At 73.2% G+C, this 15,990-nt stretch carries 16 protein-coding genes; 6 read left to right on the forward strand and 10 right to left on the reverse strand.

Annotated elements, in window-relative coordinates; genetic code table 11:
* The first annotated feature begins 38 nt into the window (after nucleotides 1–38).
* Nucleotides 39–356 (forward strand): hypothetical protein, encoded by a 318-nt coding sequence (locus ACJOT3_RS16685; protein WP_406973737.1) that lies wholly within the window; start codon nucleotides 39–41, stop codon nucleotides 354–356.
* Nucleotides 357–378: 22 nt separating this feature from the next.
* On the opposite strand, the gene ACJOT3_RS16690 is transcribed toward ACJOT3_RS16685, so the two are convergent.
* The gene (locus tag ACJOT3_RS16690) at nucleotides 379–1,326 is read right to left on the reverse strand and encodes a sugar kinase (protein ID WP_406973739.1); all 948 of its coding nucleotides are present in this window, start codon (nucleotides 1,324–1,326) and stop codon (nucleotides 379–381) included.
* A complete protein-coding gene (locus ACJOT3_RS16695) occupies nucleotides 1,323–2,945 on the reverse strand; it encodes an N-acyl-D-amino-acid deacylase family protein (RefSeq protein ID WP_406973741.1) in 1,623 nt (540 codons plus the stop codon). The genes ACJOT3_RS16690 and ACJOT3_RS16695 overlap by 4 nt, the downstream gene beginning before the upstream one ends.
* Before the next feature lie 244 nt (nucleotides 2,946–3,189).
* Between ACJOT3_RS16695 and ACJOT3_RS16700 the strand changes: the two genes are divergently transcribed.
* Nucleotides 3,190–3,570 carry a RidA family protein gene (locus ACJOT3_RS16700; protein WP_406973743.1) on the forward strand — a complete coding sequence of 127 codons (381 nt, stop codon included), beginning with the start codon at nucleotides 3,190–3,192 and terminating at the stop codon, nucleotides 3,568–3,570.
* A gap of 83 nt (nucleotides 3,571–3,653) precedes the next feature.
* On the opposite strand, the gene ACJOT3_RS16705 is transcribed toward ACJOT3_RS16700, so the two are convergent.
* Nucleotides 3,654–4,313 (reverse strand): class I SAM-dependent methyltransferase, encoded by a 660-nt coding sequence (locus ACJOT3_RS16705; RefSeq protein ID WP_406973745.1) that lies wholly within the window; start codon nucleotides 4,311–4,313, stop codon nucleotides 3,654–3,656.
* Nucleotides 4,314–4,399: 86 nt separating this feature from the next.
* Entirely contained in the window at nucleotides 4,400–4,996 is a 597-nt protein-coding gene (locus ACJOT3_RS16710; protein ID WP_406973747.1) for a TetR/AcrR family transcriptional regulator, read from the reverse strand.
* A gap of 208 nt (nucleotides 4,997–5,204) precedes the next feature.
* Between ACJOT3_RS16710 and ACJOT3_RS16715 the strand changes: the two genes are divergently transcribed.
* Nucleotides 5,205–6,821 (forward strand): MDR family MFS transporter, encoded by a 1,617-nt coding sequence (locus tag ACJOT3_RS16715; protein ID WP_489685962.1) that lies wholly within the window; start codon nucleotides 5,205–5,207, stop codon nucleotides 6,819–6,821.
* Between the two features lie 131 nt (nucleotides 6,822–6,952).
* Here ACJOT3_RS16715 and ACJOT3_RS16720 read toward each other — a convergent pair whose 3' ends face one another.
* Both ACJOT3_RS16720 and ACJOT3_RS16725 read right to left on the reverse strand, forming a co-directional pair.
* On the reverse strand, nucleotides 6,953–7,402 hold the full coding sequence (locus ACJOT3_RS16720) for a GNAT family N-acetyltransferase (RefSeq protein ID WP_406973749.1): 450 nt from the start codon (nucleotides 7,400–7,402) through the stop codon (nucleotides 6,953–6,955).
* Nucleotides 7,403–7,524: 122 nt separating this feature from the next.
* Nucleotides 7,525–8,868 (reverse strand): cell division protein DivIVA, encoded by a 1,344-nt coding sequence (locus tag ACJOT3_RS16725; RefSeq protein ID WP_406973766.1) that lies wholly within the window; start codon nucleotides 8,866–8,868, stop codon nucleotides 7,525–7,527.
* Nucleotides 8,869–9,261: 393 nt separating this feature from the next.
* On the opposite strand from ACJOT3_RS16725, the gene ACJOT3_RS16730 reads away from it, so the two are divergent.
* Nucleotides 9,262–9,819 (forward strand): gamma carbonic anhydrase family protein, encoded by a 558-nt coding sequence (locus ACJOT3_RS16730; RefSeq protein ID WP_406973751.1) that lies wholly within the window; start codon nucleotides 9,262–9,264, stop codon nucleotides 9,817–9,819.
* A gap of 241 nt (nucleotides 9,820–10,060) precedes the next feature.
* A complete protein-coding gene (locus ACJOT3_RS16735) occupies nucleotides 10,061–10,240 on the forward strand; it encodes a hypothetical protein (RefSeq protein ID WP_406973753.1) in 180 nt (59 codons plus the stop codon).
* Between the two features lie 84 nt (nucleotides 10,241–10,324).
* On the opposite strand, the gene ACJOT3_RS16740 is transcribed toward ACJOT3_RS16735, so the two are convergent.
* The 4 genes from ACJOT3_RS16740 to ACJOT3_RS16755 all read right to left on the reverse strand — a co-directional run bounded on the left by ACJOT3_RS16740 (nucleotide 10,325) and on the right by ACJOT3_RS16755 (nucleotide 14,681).
* On the reverse strand, nucleotides 10,325–11,521 hold the full coding sequence (locus tag ACJOT3_RS16740) for a sensor histidine kinase (RefSeq protein ID WP_406973755.1): 1,197 nt from the start codon (nucleotides 11,519–11,521) through the stop codon (nucleotides 10,325–10,327).
* A complete protein-coding gene (locus ACJOT3_RS16745) occupies nucleotides 11,518–12,753 on the reverse strand; it encodes a sensor histidine kinase (RefSeq protein ID WP_406973757.1) in 1,236 nt (411 codons plus the stop codon). Before ACJOT3_RS16745 ends, ACJOT3_RS16740 begins: the two co-directional genes overlap by 4 nt.
* Before the next feature lie 68 nt (nucleotides 12,754–12,821).
* A complete protein-coding gene (locus tag ACJOT3_RS16750; protein ID WP_406973759.1) occupies nucleotides 12,822–13,664 on the reverse strand; it encodes an ABC transporter permease in 843 nt (280 codons plus the stop codon).
* A 27-nt stretch (nucleotides 13,665–13,691) separates the two neighbouring features.
* Nucleotides 13,692–14,681, reverse strand: a complete 990-nt coding sequence (locus ACJOT3_RS16755; protein WP_406973761.1) for an ABC transporter ATP-binding protein — start codon at nucleotides 14,679–14,681, stop codon at nucleotides 13,692–13,694.
* 571 nt (nucleotides 14,682–15,252) lie between these two features.
* Here ACJOT3_RS16755 and ACJOT3_RS16760 point away from each other — a divergent pair.
* On the forward strand, nucleotides 15,253–15,900 hold the full coding sequence (locus ACJOT3_RS16760; RefSeq protein WP_406973763.1) for a DUF998 domain-containing protein: 648 nt from the start codon (nucleotides 15,253–15,255) through the stop codon (nucleotides 15,898–15,900).
* The last annotated feature ends 90 nt before the right edge of the window (nucleotides 15,901–15,990 follow it).

Below are 15,990 nucleotides of genomic sequence, written 5' to 3' on the forward strand. Positions count from 1 at the left end.
CGCCGCGCCTGGCGATACCGGCCGTGAAGGGGAACCCCGTGCCGATTCGCCCCGCGAACCTCGCCACCATGTCCGCCACCATCGCCGGAGCCATCGCGGGCCTGTCCAGCCGGGAGGAGCAGGCGCCCCCGGTGAAGATCACGTTCGAGTCCGGCTACCAGCAGACCGTGGAGCACGGCGGCTGCCGCGCGCTCAAGACCGGGCAGGGCGGGGTCACCGGGATCTCCACCGAGGCCAAGGTCAAGTTCGCGCTGTTCTCCGGGACCAGCTGCCAGGGCAGCCGCGCGCTCGCCTCCGGGCACGGCAGCGTCAGCTTCGGCGACCCCGTCCTGGCGGGCGCCATCGTCATCGGCTGAGCGCCACCGGACAGGCAGGGCGTCACCGGCCGACGGGACCGCCCGCCCGGATCTCCGCGACGTCCCGGGGCGGGTCCTGGAGGGTGTCGCCGCGCGAGCGCAGCACCTCCCCCGCCACCGCGTGGCCCAGGCGCAGCCGCCGCTCCGCGGGCAGGCCGTCCAGCAGCCCGGACAGGAACCCGGCGGCGAACGCGTCGCCCGCGCCCACCGCCTCCACCACGTCCACCTCCGGGGACGGCTCGAACACCGCGTCCGCCCCCGTGAAGCAGGTCGCCCCGTGCTCGGCGTCCTTGACCACCAGGGTCGGGACCTCCGGCAGTACCGCGCGCACGTCCTCCGCGGTGGGCGTGCCCCACAGGCGTTCGGCCTCGTCCCGGCCCACGAACACGATGTCGGCGCGCCGGGCCAGGTCCAGCAGCACGGGCGCGGCGGCCCGGGCGGTCCACAGCGCGGGCCGGTGGTTGACGTCGAAGGAGCGCAGGGTGCCGTCGTCGGTGTGCCCGGCCAGCAGGTGCTCGACCAGGGCGGCGGCCCGGGCGGACAGCGCCGGGGTGATCCCGGACAGGTGGACCAGCCGGGCCCCGCGCGACCACACCCGGTCGGCGTCGGCGGCCGACAGCGCCGAGGCGGCCGACCCGGAGCGGTAGTACAGGACCCCGGCGCCGCCGGGCGCGGTGTCCTTGACGTACATGCCGGTGGGGCGGTCGGGGTCCACGGCCACCCCGCGCACGTCCACGCCCCACTGGGCGACGGCGTCGGTGACGATCCGGCCGAAGGGGTCGTCGCCCACCCGGCTCACCCAGGCCGCGGTGTGCCCCAGCCGGGCCAGGGCGACGGCGACGTTGGACTCGGCGCCGCCCGTGCCCAGGGTCAGGCTCGCCCCGGCGGTGAGCGCGTGGGGGCTGTGCAGCACCGCCATGGTCTCGCCGACGCAGACCGCGTCGAGCCGGGGTTCGGGGGGCGTGCTCATCGGCGTTCCCTTCGGACGGAGCGACCGGGCAGGCGGTCGGTCCGCCGCCCGTCGCGGACGGTGAACTCCCCGGCGACGAGGACGTGCTCGATGCCGACCGGGGGGAGCCGGGGTTCGTCGTAGGTGGCGCGGGCGTCGACGGTGTCGGGGTCGAACACCACCAGGTCGGCGATCGCGCCCAGGTGGACGGCGCCGCGGTCGGCCAGGCCGAGGCGGCGGGCGGGGCGCGAGGTGAGGTGGCGGACGCACTCCTCCAGGCTGAGCACCCCGAGTTCGCGCACGTAGTGGCCGAGGTAGCGGGGGAAGGTGCCCCAGCCGCGCGGGTGGGGCTTGGCGCCGACCAGGATGCCGTCGCTGCCGGCGGTGTGGGAGCTGTGCCGCATGATGGTGCGGATGTTCTCCTCGTTGCCGACCTGGAGCAGGCAGCCGCTGCGCAGCTCGTCCTTGACGAGCAGCTCCATGTACAGGTCGCCGGCCTCGCGGCCGCGGCGGGCGGCCAGCTCTGCGACGGACGCGCCGACCGCCCAGGACAGGTCGGGGTCGGCGGTGCCGGTGACGACGATCGCGGACCAGTCCATGGGGACGCCGTGGTTGCCGTCGGTGCCCTCCACCTCGATCTCGTGGAGGATGCGGGCGCGGGTGGCCGGGTCGCGCAGGCGCTCCAGGGTGGCGGCGGTGCCGCCGGTCTGCGCCCAGCTGGGCAGCGGGGCGCCGAGGTAGGTGGCGCTGGCCCGGTAGGGGTAGGAGTCGAGGGTGACGTCGAGGCCGTGGCGGACGGTGGCCTCGTCGATGGCGTCCAGGACCTCGGGGGCCCGGCCCCGGTTCTGCGGGAAGTTGACGTGGCAGTGCGCCAGGTGCAGGGCGACCTGGGCGCGCCGGGCGACGTCCAGGCACTCCTGGTAGGACTCCACCACCCGGGAGCCGTAGTTGCGGTGGTGGGGGCAGTAGTAGCCGCCCGCCTCGCGGACGGGGGCCAGCAGCGCGACGATCTCGTCGTCGGTGGCGTACATGCCGGGGGTGTAGGTGAGGCCGGAGGACATGCCGTGCGCGCCCTCGGCCATGCCGCGGGCGACGATGGCGCGCATGCGGTCGAGTTCGTCGTCGGTGGGCGGGCGGTCCTCGCCGCCCAGGACGGCCATGCGGACGTTGCCCTGCGGGACCAGGTGGGCGACGTTGACGGGCGCCCCGGCGTCGACCCGGTCGAGGTACTCGCCGATGCCGCGCCAGGCGTGGTCCAGGTCGGGGGTGCCGCTCCAGCCGGCGAGCTGGGCGCGCAGCTCCTCGACGGTGTCGTCGGTGACGGGGGCGTAGCCCAGGCCGTCCTGCCCGACGACCTCCAGGGTGACGCCCTGGAGGACCTTGGCCTCGTGCCCGGGGTCGGCCAGGACGGCGAGGTCGGAGTGGGAGTGCATGTCGATGAACCCGGGTGCCAGCACGCGCCCGGAGATGTCGATGACCTCGGCGGGTCCGCCGCCGCCGATGCCGGTCGTCCGGTGACCGGTGCCGGGTGGGACGATGTGGGCGATGCGGTCGCCGCGCAGCACCACGTCGGCGGGCCTGGAGGGGCCGCCGGTACCGTCGACCACCCGCCCCCCGGCCAATACGGTCTCGGGCTGCACTTGTTCCTCCACTCAAGGGGGCCGACCGGCCGGGTGTGTCGTCGACCGGGTATCGGTGAAGCCAAGATACGCTTCCGGGAACAAAATTGATAACTTTGTTGCCAATAAGCGTGGCCCAGGCCGCCCCGCCGTTCGGTGCGTGCACCGGTGTGCGCATTCGCATGTGCATCCGCAAGCACGCCGGTACAGGCATTATCGACGAGGCGGGCCCTGCACGCGAGACCCGACCACAAGGAGATCACGGATGTCCAAGAAGGCGGTCCGCACGGACAACGCCCCCGCCCCCGCCGGCGCCTACAGCCAGGGGATCGTCGCGGGCGGGTTCCTCTTCACCGCGGGCTTCGGCCCGCAGGACCCGGCGACCGGCGCGGTCGCCCCGACCGTCGGGGAGCAGACCAAGCAGGTCCTGGCCAACATCTCCGCCGTCCTGGCCGAGCACGGCCTGACCCTGGACGACGTCGTCAAGACCACGGTGCACCTGGAGCACCTCAAGCGCGACTTCGCCGAGTACAACGCGGTGTACGAGGAGCACTTCAGCGCGCCCTACCCGGTGCGCACCACCGTGGGCTCCGACCTCGCCGACATCCTGGTGGAGATCGACGTCGTCGCCAAGCTCCGCGACTAGCCCCACCTCTTCGGGCCTCCGCTTCGCTTCGGCCCGTGCTCGGACGCCCGCCGTTCGCGGGAACGGCGGGCGGACACCCGTGGTCAGGCGCGGCGGCGGGCGCGCAGGATCACGTCGTGGATCGTGTACTCGGTGCCGCCGTAGACGGCCGGGCGCGGCCGCTCCTCCAGCGTCACCGTCTCCCAGCGGTCCCCGGGGACCAGGGCCGCCATCTCCTCCAGGCCCGGGAACATCTCCGGCCACGGCGGGCGCGGCACCCCGTCGGCCAGGTCGCGCAGCGCGTGGGCGACCAGCAGCAGGGTCCCGCCCGGGGCGACCGCGGCGGCCAGCCCGGAGAACACCCCGGTGCGCTGCTCGGGGCGCAGCGGCAGGTAGTGCGAGGCCACCAGGTCGTAGGCGCCCGCCGGGGGCACCCAGCCCGAGATGTCGGTGCGCCGCCAGGTGATCCGCGCGGCGGCCTCGGGGGACTTCTCGGCGACCCGGGCGGCCGCCTTCTCCAGCGCCACCGCGGAGATGTCCGTGGCGGTCACCTCCCAGCCCTGTTCGGCCAGCCACCGGGCGTCGTCGCCCTCGCCGCTGCCGACCTCCAGAGCCCGGCCGGGCGCCAGGTCCGCCGCCTCGGCCACCAGGGCGGCGTTGGGGTTCCCGCTCCAGATCCGCTCCGGGGCGGAGAAGCGCTCGTCCCAGTACTCCGCGCGGAACATCTCCGGCGGGGGCGTGTCGGGGAACTGCTCATCGGTCATCGTCGACCACCTCCGCGACCAGCCTCACCGCCAAGGCCCCGGCAACGCCAATTCCGTTGCCGTTCCGGCAAAAAACACCGACACGGTCAGTCGTCGGTGAAGTCCTCCAGGCACAGGTCGAGCAGCGCCTCCACGCGCCGGGTGAGGTCCTCCCGGGCCTGGGCGCGCAGCGCCGTGGCGCCCTCCACCAGGCGGACCCGGGTGAGGCCGAGCATCAGCGCGGTCACCAGGGAGGCGTGGGCGCGGGCGTCGGTGCCGCCGCCGAGGTAGGCCTCCAGCGGGTCGAGCAGGGCGCTGGTGATGCGCCCCTGGTAGACGGCCTGGAGGTCGGGGTCGCCCGCCGAGTGGTCCAGGGCCCGCTGGAGCGCGCTGCTCTCGCCGTGCAGGCGGCTCACCGCGTGCTCGGCCAGCCGCCGGGTGAGGGTGTCCCGGTCCCCCTCGATGAGGCCGGGGAACACGCCGTCCTCGCGCAGGATCTCGGTGAGCAGGCCGCGCTTGGCCCCGAAGTAGCGGTTGATCAGGGCGACGTTGACCCCGGCGTGCGCGGCGATCTTGCGCGAGGACACGGCGCCGTAGCCCTCCTCGGTGAAGAGTTCCCGCGCGCTGGCCAGGATCCGCGCCCTGGTCGCCTCGCGGCCGCGGGCGGGCCCGGCACCGCTTCCGGTTCCGTCCGTACCGTCCATCTCCACACCCTCCGGCGGCCCTGCTCTGACTGTGCGGATTCCAGGTTGGCACCCCCGGTGCCCGTTCGCCTACCGAATCGTGCCCGGTGATACCGACTTGACAAGGTCAACACCGTTTACCTATACCTGAAGGTGGACATCCCGCCCCCGGCAGTGCGCCGCGGGGCCTTTCGTGTGTCCGGGATGAGAGATCTCGTTGGAACAGGCAGTGCGCACCACACCCGTCACCCGTACCCCGGAACCGCCGGACCCCCACGCCCAGGTCCTGCCCTCCCGCAGGGTGGTCCGGCGCATCATGGTCGGCCTCGTCCTGGCGATGCTCACCTCGATGCTCACCAACTCCATCATCGGCACCGCGCTGCCGACGATCATGGGAGAGCTCGGCGGCCAGGACAGGCTGGCCTGGGTGGCGACCGCCGCCCTGCTCACCATGACCGCGTCCACCCCCGTGTGGGGCAAGCTGTCCGACATCTGGGGCCGCAAACTACTGTTCCAGGTCGCCCTGGGCGTCTTCATCGTCGCGTCGGTCGCGGCCGGGCTGGCCCAGGACATCAACTGGCTCATCGCCGCCCGCGCCCTCCAGGGCCTGGGCGTGGGCGGGCTGGCCACGCTGCCCAACATCATCCTGGGCGACGTGGTGTCACCCCGCGAACGCGGCCGCTACGCCGGGCTCATCGGCATGGTGTTCGGGGTGTCCACGGTGCTGGGCCCGCTGGTCGGCGGGTTCCTGGTGGACAGCCCGCTGGGGTGGCGCTGGTGCTTCCTCATCACGGTGCCGCTGGCCGTGTTCGCGTTCGTGGTCATCCAGTTCATGTTCACCATGCCGTTCACGCCCCGGCGCGACGCCCCGGTCGACTACACCGGCGCCGCCCTGATCTTCGGGGCGGCCAGCACCGTGATCGTGCTGCTCAGCCTGGGCGGCACCCAGATCGCCTGGACCTCGCCCCTGGCGATCGGCCTGGGCGTCGCCGCGGTGCTGCTGACGGCGGGCGCGGTGGTCGTGGAGCGGCGGGCGCGCGAGGCGATCATCCCGGCCCGGCTGTTCCGCGACCGGACGTTCGTGCTGGCCTCGGCGGCGTCGGTGTGCGTGGGCATGATGATGTTCGGCCTCATCATCTACATGCCGCAGTTCCTTCAAATGGTCCACGGGATGAGCCCGACCGTGTCGGGGATGATGACGCTGCCGCTGGTGGCGGCGTTCCTGACCACCTCGATCGGGTCCGGGTACGCGGTGAGCGGCACCGGCCGGTGGAAGGCCTACACGGTCGTCGGCATGGTCCTGTGCGTGGCCGGGTTCGTGCTGCTGTCCCTGGACCCGGGGCTGACCGCGGTGGTCGTCGGGCAGGCGCTGGTGGGGCTGGGCTTCGGGCTGAACATGCAGCTCCTGCTGCTGGCCACGCAGAGCTCGCTGCCCGTCGCGGACCTGGCCGCGGGCACCGCCTCGGTGGTGTTCTTCCGCAACCTGGGCGGGGCGACCGGTGTGGCGGCGTTCGGCGCGGTGATGGTGTCGCGGCTGAACGGCGAGCTGGGCGCCGCGGTGGCGGCGGCCCGGGAGCGGGCGGCGGCCGACGCCGCGGCCGGGACCGACTCGGGCGCCGCGGCGCTGTCGGAGGAGCTGGCCGGGGCGGGCCGGGCGGCCCAGGGCTCACCGGAACTCGTGCACGCGCTGCCGGGGCCGGTGCGCGACGTGATCGTGGGCGCGTTCGACCACGCGATGCAGGGGGTGTTCCTGGCGGGTGTGCCCATCGCCGTGCTGGGCCTGGTCGCGGTGGTGTTCATGCGGGGCGTGCCGCTGCGCGGCGGCCCCAAGGCCAAGGGGCGGTGAGGCGCCGGCGGGGTTCTGGAGGCCCGTAGCGGACGTCTTCGAGGAAAAGCCTGTGGCCGAAGGCCGTCCGTTGAGGGTGGCGGTGGGCGACGGGCGGGCCGAAGCGGGGCGGAGGTTCAAAAGAGCACGCGTCAGAGGTAGCGGCGGAAGCCCTCGGCGGAGTCGGAGAAGCCGAGGGCCTTGTAGAACTCGTGGGCGCCGTGCCTGCTCTCGTGGGACAGCAGCTCCACCTTGTAGCACCCGGCCCGGGAGGCGCGGTCCAGCGCGTCCTCCATCAGCGCCCGGCCGATGCCGCGGCGGCGCAGGTTGGGGTCGACGACGAGGTTGTCGGCCACCGCCCAGGGCTGGGCGTCGTGGGTGAGGTTGGCGACCACCAGCAGGTCGAGGGTGCCGATGATCTGGCCCCGCTGCTCGGCGACCAGGACGGTGCGGTCCGGGTCGTTCTCCATCCGTGTCCAGGCGCGCACGGAGGCGGAGGACATGCGGACGTGAGCGCTCTGCGTGTGGTTCGTATCGCCGAGTTCGCGGAGGAGACGCAGAATCGCACCGAGGTCGGACCGGATGGCCGCGCGGATAATCATGGCTTCCGGAATCGTAGCCGACCTCCCGCGACAAGGCGGACGTCGCCCCACAACCGGGCATGAAACACCAGGGGTGGGGACCTCGGTCCCCACCCCGGAATGTCGTGCGCCCGGCGTCGGCGCTACGGCTTGCGGATGACCCGCACGCCCTCTTCGCCCGACGGCGGCTGGCCGCCCTCGGGACGCCGGTAGATGCCGGTGATGCCCGGGTCGCCGCCCGGCTCGTCGGCGGCCGGGGCCTGGGAGGCCTGCGGCCCGGTGCCCTGCGGGGCCTGGGAGGCCTGCGGACCCGTGCCCTGGGGGCCAGCGCCCTGGGGGCCCTGCGGAGCGGGACCGGTGAACCGGGCGCCCTGCGGGGGCCGCGGGGCCTGGGCCTGCGACGCCTGCGGTCCCGTGCCCGGGGCCTGGGAGGCCTGCGGGCCGGTGCCGTGCGGAGCCTGCGGGCCGGTGCCCTGGGGGCCCTTGGGCTCCTGGGCCTGCGGACGCGGATTGGGCTTGATCCGCACCGTGGCCTCGTCCGGGACCTCGGGCAGGGAGGTGATCCGGATGGTGGCCTCGTCCGGGGCCGGGCCCGCCGGCTTGGCGGGCTCGGGCTTGACCGGCTCGGCGGGCTTGGCGGCCTCGGGCTTGGCGGGAGTCTCCGGCTTGGCGGGCTCCGGCTTGGGCTTGGGCGTGAAGACCTCGGTCCTGGCCTCGACCTTGGCCGCGGGCTTGGCGGGCTCGGGCTTGACCGGCTCCGGCTTGGCCGGGGTCGGCTTGGCCGGCTCCGCCGCCTTGGCGGGGGCGGGCTTGGCCGGGGCCGGGGAGGTGTTCTCCTCGCGGGTCAGGCCGGTCTCCAGCGCACCCGCCTTGTCCTCCGCCGCGACCAGGTCGGCCAGCGTGCCGTGCATGTCGCGCAGGCGGCGCAGCGCCTCGGAGTGCGTCGCGGTCAGCGTCGCGAGCCTGCGGTCGGCGGTGTCGTGGATCTTCTTGGCCCGCGCCTCGGCCTCGCCCAGGCGGCGCTCGCCCTCCTGCTTGGCCTGCTCGCGGAGCTGGTCCGACTCCTTCTTGGCGCCGGTGACCATCTCGTTGGCCTCCGAGCGCGCGGAGGTGATGATGCGCTCGGCGTGGTCCTCGGCGTCCTTGCGGAGCTTGGCGATCTCCTCCTGGGCCCGCTTGCGGGACTCCTGGACCTCGGAGTCGACCTTGGCCCGGCGCTCGTTGGCCTCCTCCTCCGCGATGCGGAGGATCTCGGCCATGCGCTCGCTGATCTGCTCGTGCTCGGGCTTGGTCTGCGCCTTCTCCCGAGCGACCGCCAGGTCGCGCTTGTACTGCTCCAGCTCGTCGTCCATCTGGTTGAGACGCTGGCGCAGACTCTGGTTGTCGTTGTTCAGACGAATGAAGCGCTCGTCGACCGACGCCTTGTCGTAACCGCCCTTGCGCACCGTCGGGAACATGTCCTGTTGCAGTCCGCTACCCGGCAACATATCGCTCATGTGCCTTTCATGTCCTTGTACACCGTCAGAGGCTGCAGGTCGCAGCAGGTGAGAGTTGCCCCGTACCCAATTGTCCGGTGGACACCCGCAAGTCCGTGCAAAGCACGTCCTGTAGCCGAGTGTCCTTTTTCACCGCAACCACCATCGCACGAGGGGAGCGATCTGGCGCGGAACGTCACGCTATGGACGACCGAACGACCACGGTAGGCACACGCCGTGATACCCCGTCAAGAGTCCCGAAGGGGACATCGGCGTGCGTCCTCCGATCACGTTCTTACTAAGGTATGCGCGATCATCCCCGCGCGGGGGCGGAGCGGTCAACTTCCCCACCTTCTGCACCGCCGTGAACACCGATGCGCACTCCACCGAGAGAGAGGACACGACATGGGCAGTGGGAACGAGGGCCGCGAGGCGGGCACCGGACCGCTGATCGGCGAGGCCGGGTTCGGCACCCCGCAGATCCACCCCGACGCCTGGATCGCCCCGGGCGCCGTCGTGGTCGGCCGCGTCCGGCTGGGCGCCGACAGCAGCGTCTGGTACGGGTCGGTCCTGCGCGCCGACACCGAGGACATCGTGGTGGGCGAGCGCGTGAACATCCAGGACCAGTGCGGCCTGCACGCCGACCCCGGCCAGCCGGTGGAGCTGCACGACGGCGTCAGCCTGGGCCACAAGGCGATGGTGCACGGCGCGATCGTCGAGGAGGGCTCGCTCATCGGCATCGGCGCGATCGTCATGGGCGGGGCCCGGGTGGGCAGGGGGGCGTTCGTCGCCGCGGGCGCGCTGGTGCCGCCGGGCAAGACCGTGCCGCCGAACACGCTGTGGGCGGGTGTCCCGGGCAAGGTCGTCAGGGAGCTCAACGACGACGACCGGGCCGTCCTGGAGTACACCTCCGTCCACTACGCGCAGCTCGCCAGGGAACACGCTCAGGTCTCCTGGCGCTGACCCCCGGACGGGGAGCGAGCGGGCGGTGTGAGAAGGGGGACTGATGGGCCGGAAGGTACCGCCACCCTGGTCGGACCGGGTGACCCCGGCACTGGTCCTCCCGGGTCATGCGGGTCCCGGAAGGGGGCACGTACCCTGGGTCCGGGTCCTCCGGACGGGTCGTCACGCCCTCCACCGTCCGCTCCTCAGGGGGCCTTATCCCGTCCAGGACACCTCTGTACTCCCCGGGGGGTGAACGCGTGTGGCCCTCGAACCGCACCGGCCCGCTCCGCTGCACGACCTCGTCGCGCTCGACGAGATCGAGCTGTACGCGGAGGTGCTCATCGCCGCCGCCCACGCCGACCGCCGCCTGGCCCAGGAGGAACTGGACCGGGCGCTCGGGCTGATCTCCGCGCCCGAGGGTCCGGCCCGGACCGGCTGACCGGCGGACCGGGCCCACCGAAGGCCCGCGGACAGGCCCGTGTGTGCAGGGGCCGGGTGCACGGTCGGGGTGCACGGGCCGGGGTCAGAAGGGCAGCACGGCGCGCAGCAGGAACCCGTCGCCGCGGGTGCGCGCCGCCGTCAGCCCGCCGCCCGCCGCCGACAGCCGCTCGGACAGCCCGTTCAGGCCGTTGCCCTTGCCGCCGTCGCCCTCGCGGGCGCCGTCGTTGGACATCTCCACCACCAGGGCCCGGTCGCCCTCCCCGCCGACCAGGGAGAAGTCGATCCGGCAGCGGGCGGCCTCGCTGTGCCGCAGCACGTTGGTGCCGCCCTCGCGCACCACCCACGCGGCCGGCCCGGCGACCTCGCCGGGGACCTCCAGCCCCTCCAGCCCGGTGACCTCCACCCGCGTCCCGGCCGTCTCCAGCACCCCGCGCACCGAGGCGACCTCCTCGGCCAGGTCCAGCTCGCGGTAGCCGCTGACCGCGGCGCGCACCTGGACCAGCGCCTCCCGGGCCAGCTCGTGGACCTCGCGCAGCTCCTTCTCGGCGCGTTCGGGGGCCCGGTCGATGAGCCGCCCGGCCAGCTCGGCCTTGACCGCCAGCGCCGACAGGCTGTGCCCGAGCAGGTCGTGCATGTCGCGGGCGAACCGCAGCCGCTCCTCGGTGACCGCCAGCCGGGCCCGGGCGTGCTGGCCCTCCACGGCCTGCTTGGTGATGTCCCACAGCCAGATGGTGGCCATGGAGCTGGAGGCCATCAGCAGCGCCCACAGGATGGCCCCGACCCAGAAGAACAGGTGCACGACGAACGGGAAGCCGTCCTGCGCGGTGAGGGCGAACGGCCACGGGGCGGCCAGCAGCGCCAGGGTGACGGCGATCCCCCGGCGGCGCGGGACGGTGAACACCCCCGCGGACCACCAGGCGGCGAACAGGCCCATCGTCAGCATCACGTCCTGCATCAGGACCGCGGTGACGGCGAGCAGGACGATCGACGCCCAGAAGAGGCGGGGATCGGGGACCCGGCGGCCGTCGATCCGGTCCCGCAGCAGGAGCAGGGTCACCGCCACCAGGGGGAGCGACGCGACCACCGCGGCGAGCGAGCGCCACGGGTCGTACATCGGCCCGCCGAAGACGACCTCGAACAGGGGGACGCCCGCCAGCATCACCGCGAGCAGGCCCATCGAGAGCATGATGACCAGGCGCGCGAAGCGCATCGTGCGGCCGGTCCCGTCGGTGCGGCCGGCCCCGTCGGTGTGGGGGGTCCCGTCGATGCGGGGGGTCAACGCGTCTCCTCGGCGTCGGGGGAGGAAGAAGGGGAGGAAAAGGGGGTCCCGGCGGGCAGGTGCACACGCAGCAGGAAACCGCCGTCCTCCGTGCGCGCCGCCGACAGTGTGCCACCCTCCCGCCGCACCCGCTCGGCCAGCCCTCCCGCCACGCCGGGTTCGGCGTCCGCTCCGGGCCGGGCCCGGTCGTTGGCCACCTCCACCACGGCCCGGCCGGTGCCGGGGTCCCGGGAGAAGGAGATCCGGCAGCGGGTGGCGTCGCTGTGCCGCAGCACGTGGGCGCCGCCCTCGCGCACCGCCCACGCGGCCAGGGAGGCCTCCGCCGGGGAGGGGTCCAGCCCGTCCAGCCCCGCCACGGTGGTCCGGGTGCCGTCGGCCTCCAGCGCCGCCGTCACCGAGCGCACCTCCTCGGCCAGGTCCAGCTCGCGGTAGCCGCTGACCGCCGCCCGGACCCGGCGCAGCGTGTCGCGGGCCAGCGCGTGCACCTCGGCCGCCCCGGCGCGGGCCTCCTCCGGGTCCGCGGAGACGTCCCGCTCGGCCTGCGCGGCCCGGGCCGCGAGCACGGACAGGTCCTGGCCCAGCAGGTCCTGGAGGTCGCGGGTGAACCGCAGCCGCTCCTCGGCCACCGCCAGCCGGGCCTTGGCCTCCTGGGCGGCGAAGGCCTCCCGGATGATGTCCCACAGCCGGAAGGAAACGGCGCAGCCGAAGTAGAAGAGGACGCACATGAGGACGCCGCCCAGCCAGACGGCCGCGAACATCCCGGCGGAGGCGTACGGGTAGAGGAACGGCCAGGCGATCCACGGGATCACGGCGGTCAGCGCCGCCAGCGCGGCGGACCACCGCCGGTCGCGGTGCAGGTGCAGCATCACCGACAGCCAGATGGCCAGGGAGGCGACCATGTAGAGATCGACCCGCAGGACCAGCGCCCCCGCCCAGGCCAGGAGGGCGGACGCGGCGTACAGGTACGGGGCCGGGGCCGCGTCGCCCCGTATCCGGGCGGCCAGGAGCGGGCCCATGGCGGCGCAGGAGGCGGTCAGCAGGACCAGCGACACGACCTGCGGCCACACCGGGTTCCCGTGCGCGCGGGTCTGGAGCATCTCGACGGCGGGCCACATGAGCACGATCACGGGCGTCACGAACACGGTGTACGCGGTCATCAGGCGGGCCGTCCGCAGAGGGCGCCGCTGCGCCGCGGTCAGGGCCGCGGTCGGCGACGGGGTCTCGTGGTCCATCGTCCGAGTCTCCCTCATGGGGAACGCCCGCCCCGGGCGGGGCGGGCGGTGCCGGGTGCGTCAGGGCGTCAGGGCTGGCGGGGGTCCCAGCGGAAGGTGCGGAAGGCCAGCGCGGCGAACACGGCCGTCCACAGCAGCAGCAGGCCGACGGCGGGCAGGGCGGCGACCCACAGTTCCACGAACCCGGCCGGGGTCGCGGACTCATAGCCCGAGAAGACGTCGTAGCCGGTGTAGGAGGCCTGGGCGAGCTGGCCCGCGGCGGTGGAGGGCAGAACGCCCAGGACCTTGACGAACGCGTCCGGGAACAGGGTGGTCGGGATGATGTTGCCGCCCGCGAAGAGCAGGAACATCATCGGCACCATCGCGGCCATCTGGGCGGACTCGGCGGTGCGCGCCAGCGGGGTGACGCACAGGCCCAGGAAGCTCATGGACACGGCGCTGAGCGTGATCGCGAGCACCAGCATGACCGGGTCGCCCGGCAGCGAGCCGGAGTTGGCGTAGATCAGGCCGACGCCCAGCACGGCGATGGCCAGGGACATGGCGACCACCAGCACGATCACCGCCCCGAACAGCGCGGCCGGGGTGACCCCGTGGACCCGCATCTGCTTGAGGACGAGGGACTCGCGGCGGGCGGTGAACACGTTCGAGGGGTGGCCGATGCCGATGATCAGGCCGATGCTGCCCATCGCGGCGATCATGGCGAGGTCGGCACTGCCGATGTCGCCCACGATGGGGTCGTTGGGCAGGTTCATCGGGACGACGAACATGAACAGCGCCAGGCCGAAGAACATCCAGGCGGTCTTGTAGCGGATGAAGAGGGTGAACTCGGTGCGGGCCAGTCGCAGGGTCTGGCGGACCGGGCTCATCGCGGGCGGGCGGGCGGTGGTCGCGGGTGCGGCGGTGGTGGTCATGGGATTCACTCCGGGTGTGGGGGCGGGCTACTGCTCGGTGAGGCCGGTGGCGCCGGCGACCTGGAGGAACACGTCCTCCAGGGAGGCGCCGCGCACCTGGAGGCCGCGCAGGACCACGTCGCGTTCGGCGGCCCAGGCGACGAGTCCGGCGACCACCCGGTGCGCCCGCGAATCGACGTCGGCGCCGGTGGCGGTGTAGGTGGCCCACAGCCGCCCGTCGCGGGTCTGCACCGCCGCCTCGGCCCCGGCGAGTTCGGGGAGGTCGTCGGTGCCGACCTCCTCCGGCATCCGGAAGGTGATCCGGTCGCCCCAGGAGGCGAGGACTCCCTCCAGGGTCCCCTCGACCCGGATCTCGCCGCGGTGCATGATGGCGAGCCGGTCCGCCAGGCGCTCGGCCTCCTCCAGGTAGTGGGTGGTGAGCAGGACCGCGACGCCCTGGCGCTTGAGCTCTGAGATGATCCGCCAGGTGGTGTGGCGGGCCTCGGGGTCCATGCCGGTGGTGGGCTCGTCGAGGTAGAGGACCTCGGGCCGGGCGACCAGGGCCTGGGCGAGGATGAGGCGGCGCTTCTGCCCGCCGGAGAGCTGGCGGACCGGGATGCCCGCCTTGTCGGTGAGGTCGACCAGCGCCAGGAGTTCGTCGACGTCTCGGGCGAGGGAGACCAGGTCGTGGGCGAGGGTGATGGACTCCCGGACCGTGAGGTCCTCCATCAGGCCGTTGCCCTGGAGGACGGCTCCGGTGCGGCCGCGCAGGGCGGCGGGCTGGCCGTAGGGGTCGGTGTCGAACACCCGCAGGGTGCCGGAGCTGGGGCGGCGGAAGCCCTCCAGCGTCTCGATGGTGGTGGTCTTGCCTGCGCCGTTGGTGCCCAGCAGGGCGAACAGCTCGCCGGGGCGGATCTCGAAGGAGATGCCCTTGACGGCCTCGAAGGCGCCGTAGTGCTGGTGCAGATCGCGGACGACCACCGCCGGGCCGTCGGTGGCGGTGCGGTCGGGGAGGGATTCGGTGCTCGTCGTCGTCATGGCTCCAGATTCCCGGAATCGGAGCCGGGGCCACAGACGCCGTTGTCACCGATCGCGTGTGGGAATCCACCGGGGGCGGCGATGACAGATGTCACAAGGCCGGGCCGGGCACATCGGGTTCCGGGCACAAGGGTGCCGCCCGCACACGCCCCTTCCTCACCGTGTGCGGGCGGCAACACCCCGGCCGAACGCTGGGCGCCCGGTGGGGGGTGCTGATAAGAGTTCTACACGAAAAACGGGGGTCGTGGGGCGCGTTCTCCATTCTTCCGGGGTTCCGCGGGATCTTTTCTCAGGAAGTAATATCCGATGGGTGATTTCCCTGGTCCGAGCGCACGGGAGGAATAACCGGAAACCCACTCCTGCCCCGCCAAACCCCGCGGTGCCGGGTGTCCGAGACGCGCTTTTCGGCCTTTCCGCAGTTCCGGATATACGGACCCGCACTCGGACACCCCGTAAACAGTCCGTTATTTGGAGCCACCGGTGGGCGTCCGGAGGCGGCCACGATCGGACTTTCCGGACCAACGGGACTGAATCTAAGGTGGTCCCCATCTATCAACGACGAAGGATGTCCATGTCACCCACCCGCGGACTCCTGTGGTGCGGGGTCGCCGCAGGTCCCCTCTTCCTCGCGGTGTCGACCCTGGCGGGCGTCCTGCGCCCCGAATACTCCCTGGCCCGGCACCCGGTCAGCTCGCTGTCGCTCGGCGGGGCGGGCGGGGTGCAGGTGCTGAACTTCCTGCTCACCGGCGCCCTGCTCACCGCCTTCGCGGTCGGCGCGCACCGGGAGCTGAACCGCACCGGGCGCCCGGGGCCGCTCCCCTGGCTCCTGGGCCTGGCCGGGGTCGGCCTGCTCGGCGCCGGGCTGTTCCGCACCGACCCGGTGAGCGGGTACCCGCCGGGGACCCCGCACGAGCTGGCCTACACGCCGCTGGGGGCCGTGCACGACGGGGCGTCCCTGCTGTTCTTCTACGGGCTGCCGCTGGCCTGCGTCGTCTTCGCCCTGCGCTGCCTGGCCGAGCGCCGGTGGGTGGTGGCCGGGTACTCGCTGCTCAGCGCCCTGGTGTTCTTCGCCTGCTTCCTGTGGGCGAGTGCCGGGTTCCAGCAGAACCCGGAGCTGGTCGCCGTGGGCGGCCTCTACCAGCGGGCGGCGCTGCTGGTCGGGTTCACCTGGACCACGGTGCTGGCGCTGCTGCTGCTCCGTTCGGAGAAGTCCGGATAACGGGTCCGGATGACGCGGAAGGGGGCGGCCACCACGTGGTGACCGCCCCCTTCACGTCCGCCGTGGCTCAGGCCTCGGCGGACTCCACCG

It is taken from the genome of Nocardiopsis protaetiae (assembly GCF_045446735.1).
Taxonomy (GTDB): Bacteria; Actinomycetota; Actinomycetes; order Streptosporangiales; family Streptosporangiaceae; genus Nocardiopsis; species Nocardiopsis protaetiae.

Bases quoted from the DNA above. Each gene is read 5' to 3' on its own strand.
- ACJOT3_RS16725 (WP_406973766.1), bottom strand. From the start codon at position 8,868: ATGTTGCCGGGTAGCGGACTGCAACAGGACATGTTCCCGACGGTGCGC.
- ACJOT3_RS16700 (WP_406973743.1), top strand. From the start codon at position 3,190: ATGTCCAAGAAGGCGGTCCGCACGGACAACGCCCCCGCCCCCGCCGGC.
- ACJOT3_RS16730 (WP_406973751.1), top strand. From the start codon at position 9,262: ATGGGCAGTGGGAACGAGGGCCGCGAGGCGGGCACCGGACCGCTGATC.
- ACJOT3_RS16750 (WP_406973759.1), bottom strand. From the start codon at position 13,664: ATGACCACCACCGCCGCACCCGCGACCACCGCCCGCCCGCCCGCGATG.
- ACJOT3_RS16755 (WP_406973761.1), bottom strand. From the start codon at position 14,681: ATGACGACGACGAGCACCGAATCCCTCCCCGACCGCACCGCCACCGAC.
- ACJOT3_RS16690 (WP_406973739.1), bottom strand. From the start codon at position 1,326: ATGAGCACGCCCCCCGAACCCCGGCTCGACGCGGTCTGCGTCGGCGAG.
- ACJOT3_RS16760 (WP_406973763.1), top strand. From the start codon at position 15,253: ATGTCACCCACCCGCGGACTCCTGTGGTGCGGGGTCGCCGCAGGTCCC.
- ACJOT3_RS16720 (WP_406973749.1), bottom strand. From the start codon at position 7,402: ATGATTATCCGCGCGGCCATCCGGTCCGACCTCGGTGCGATTCTGCGT.
- ACJOT3_RS16745 (WP_406973757.1), bottom strand. From the start codon at position 12,753: ATGGACCACGAGACCCCGTCGCCGACCGCGGCCCTGACCGCGGCGCAG.
- ACJOT3_RS16710 (WP_406973747.1), bottom strand. From the start codon at position 4,996: ATGGACGGTACGGACGGAACCGGAAGCGGTGCCGGGCCCGCCCGCGGC.
- ACJOT3_RS16705 (WP_406973745.1), bottom strand. From the start codon at position 4,313: ATGACCGATGAGCAGTTCCCCGACACGCCCCCGCCGGAGATGTTCCGC.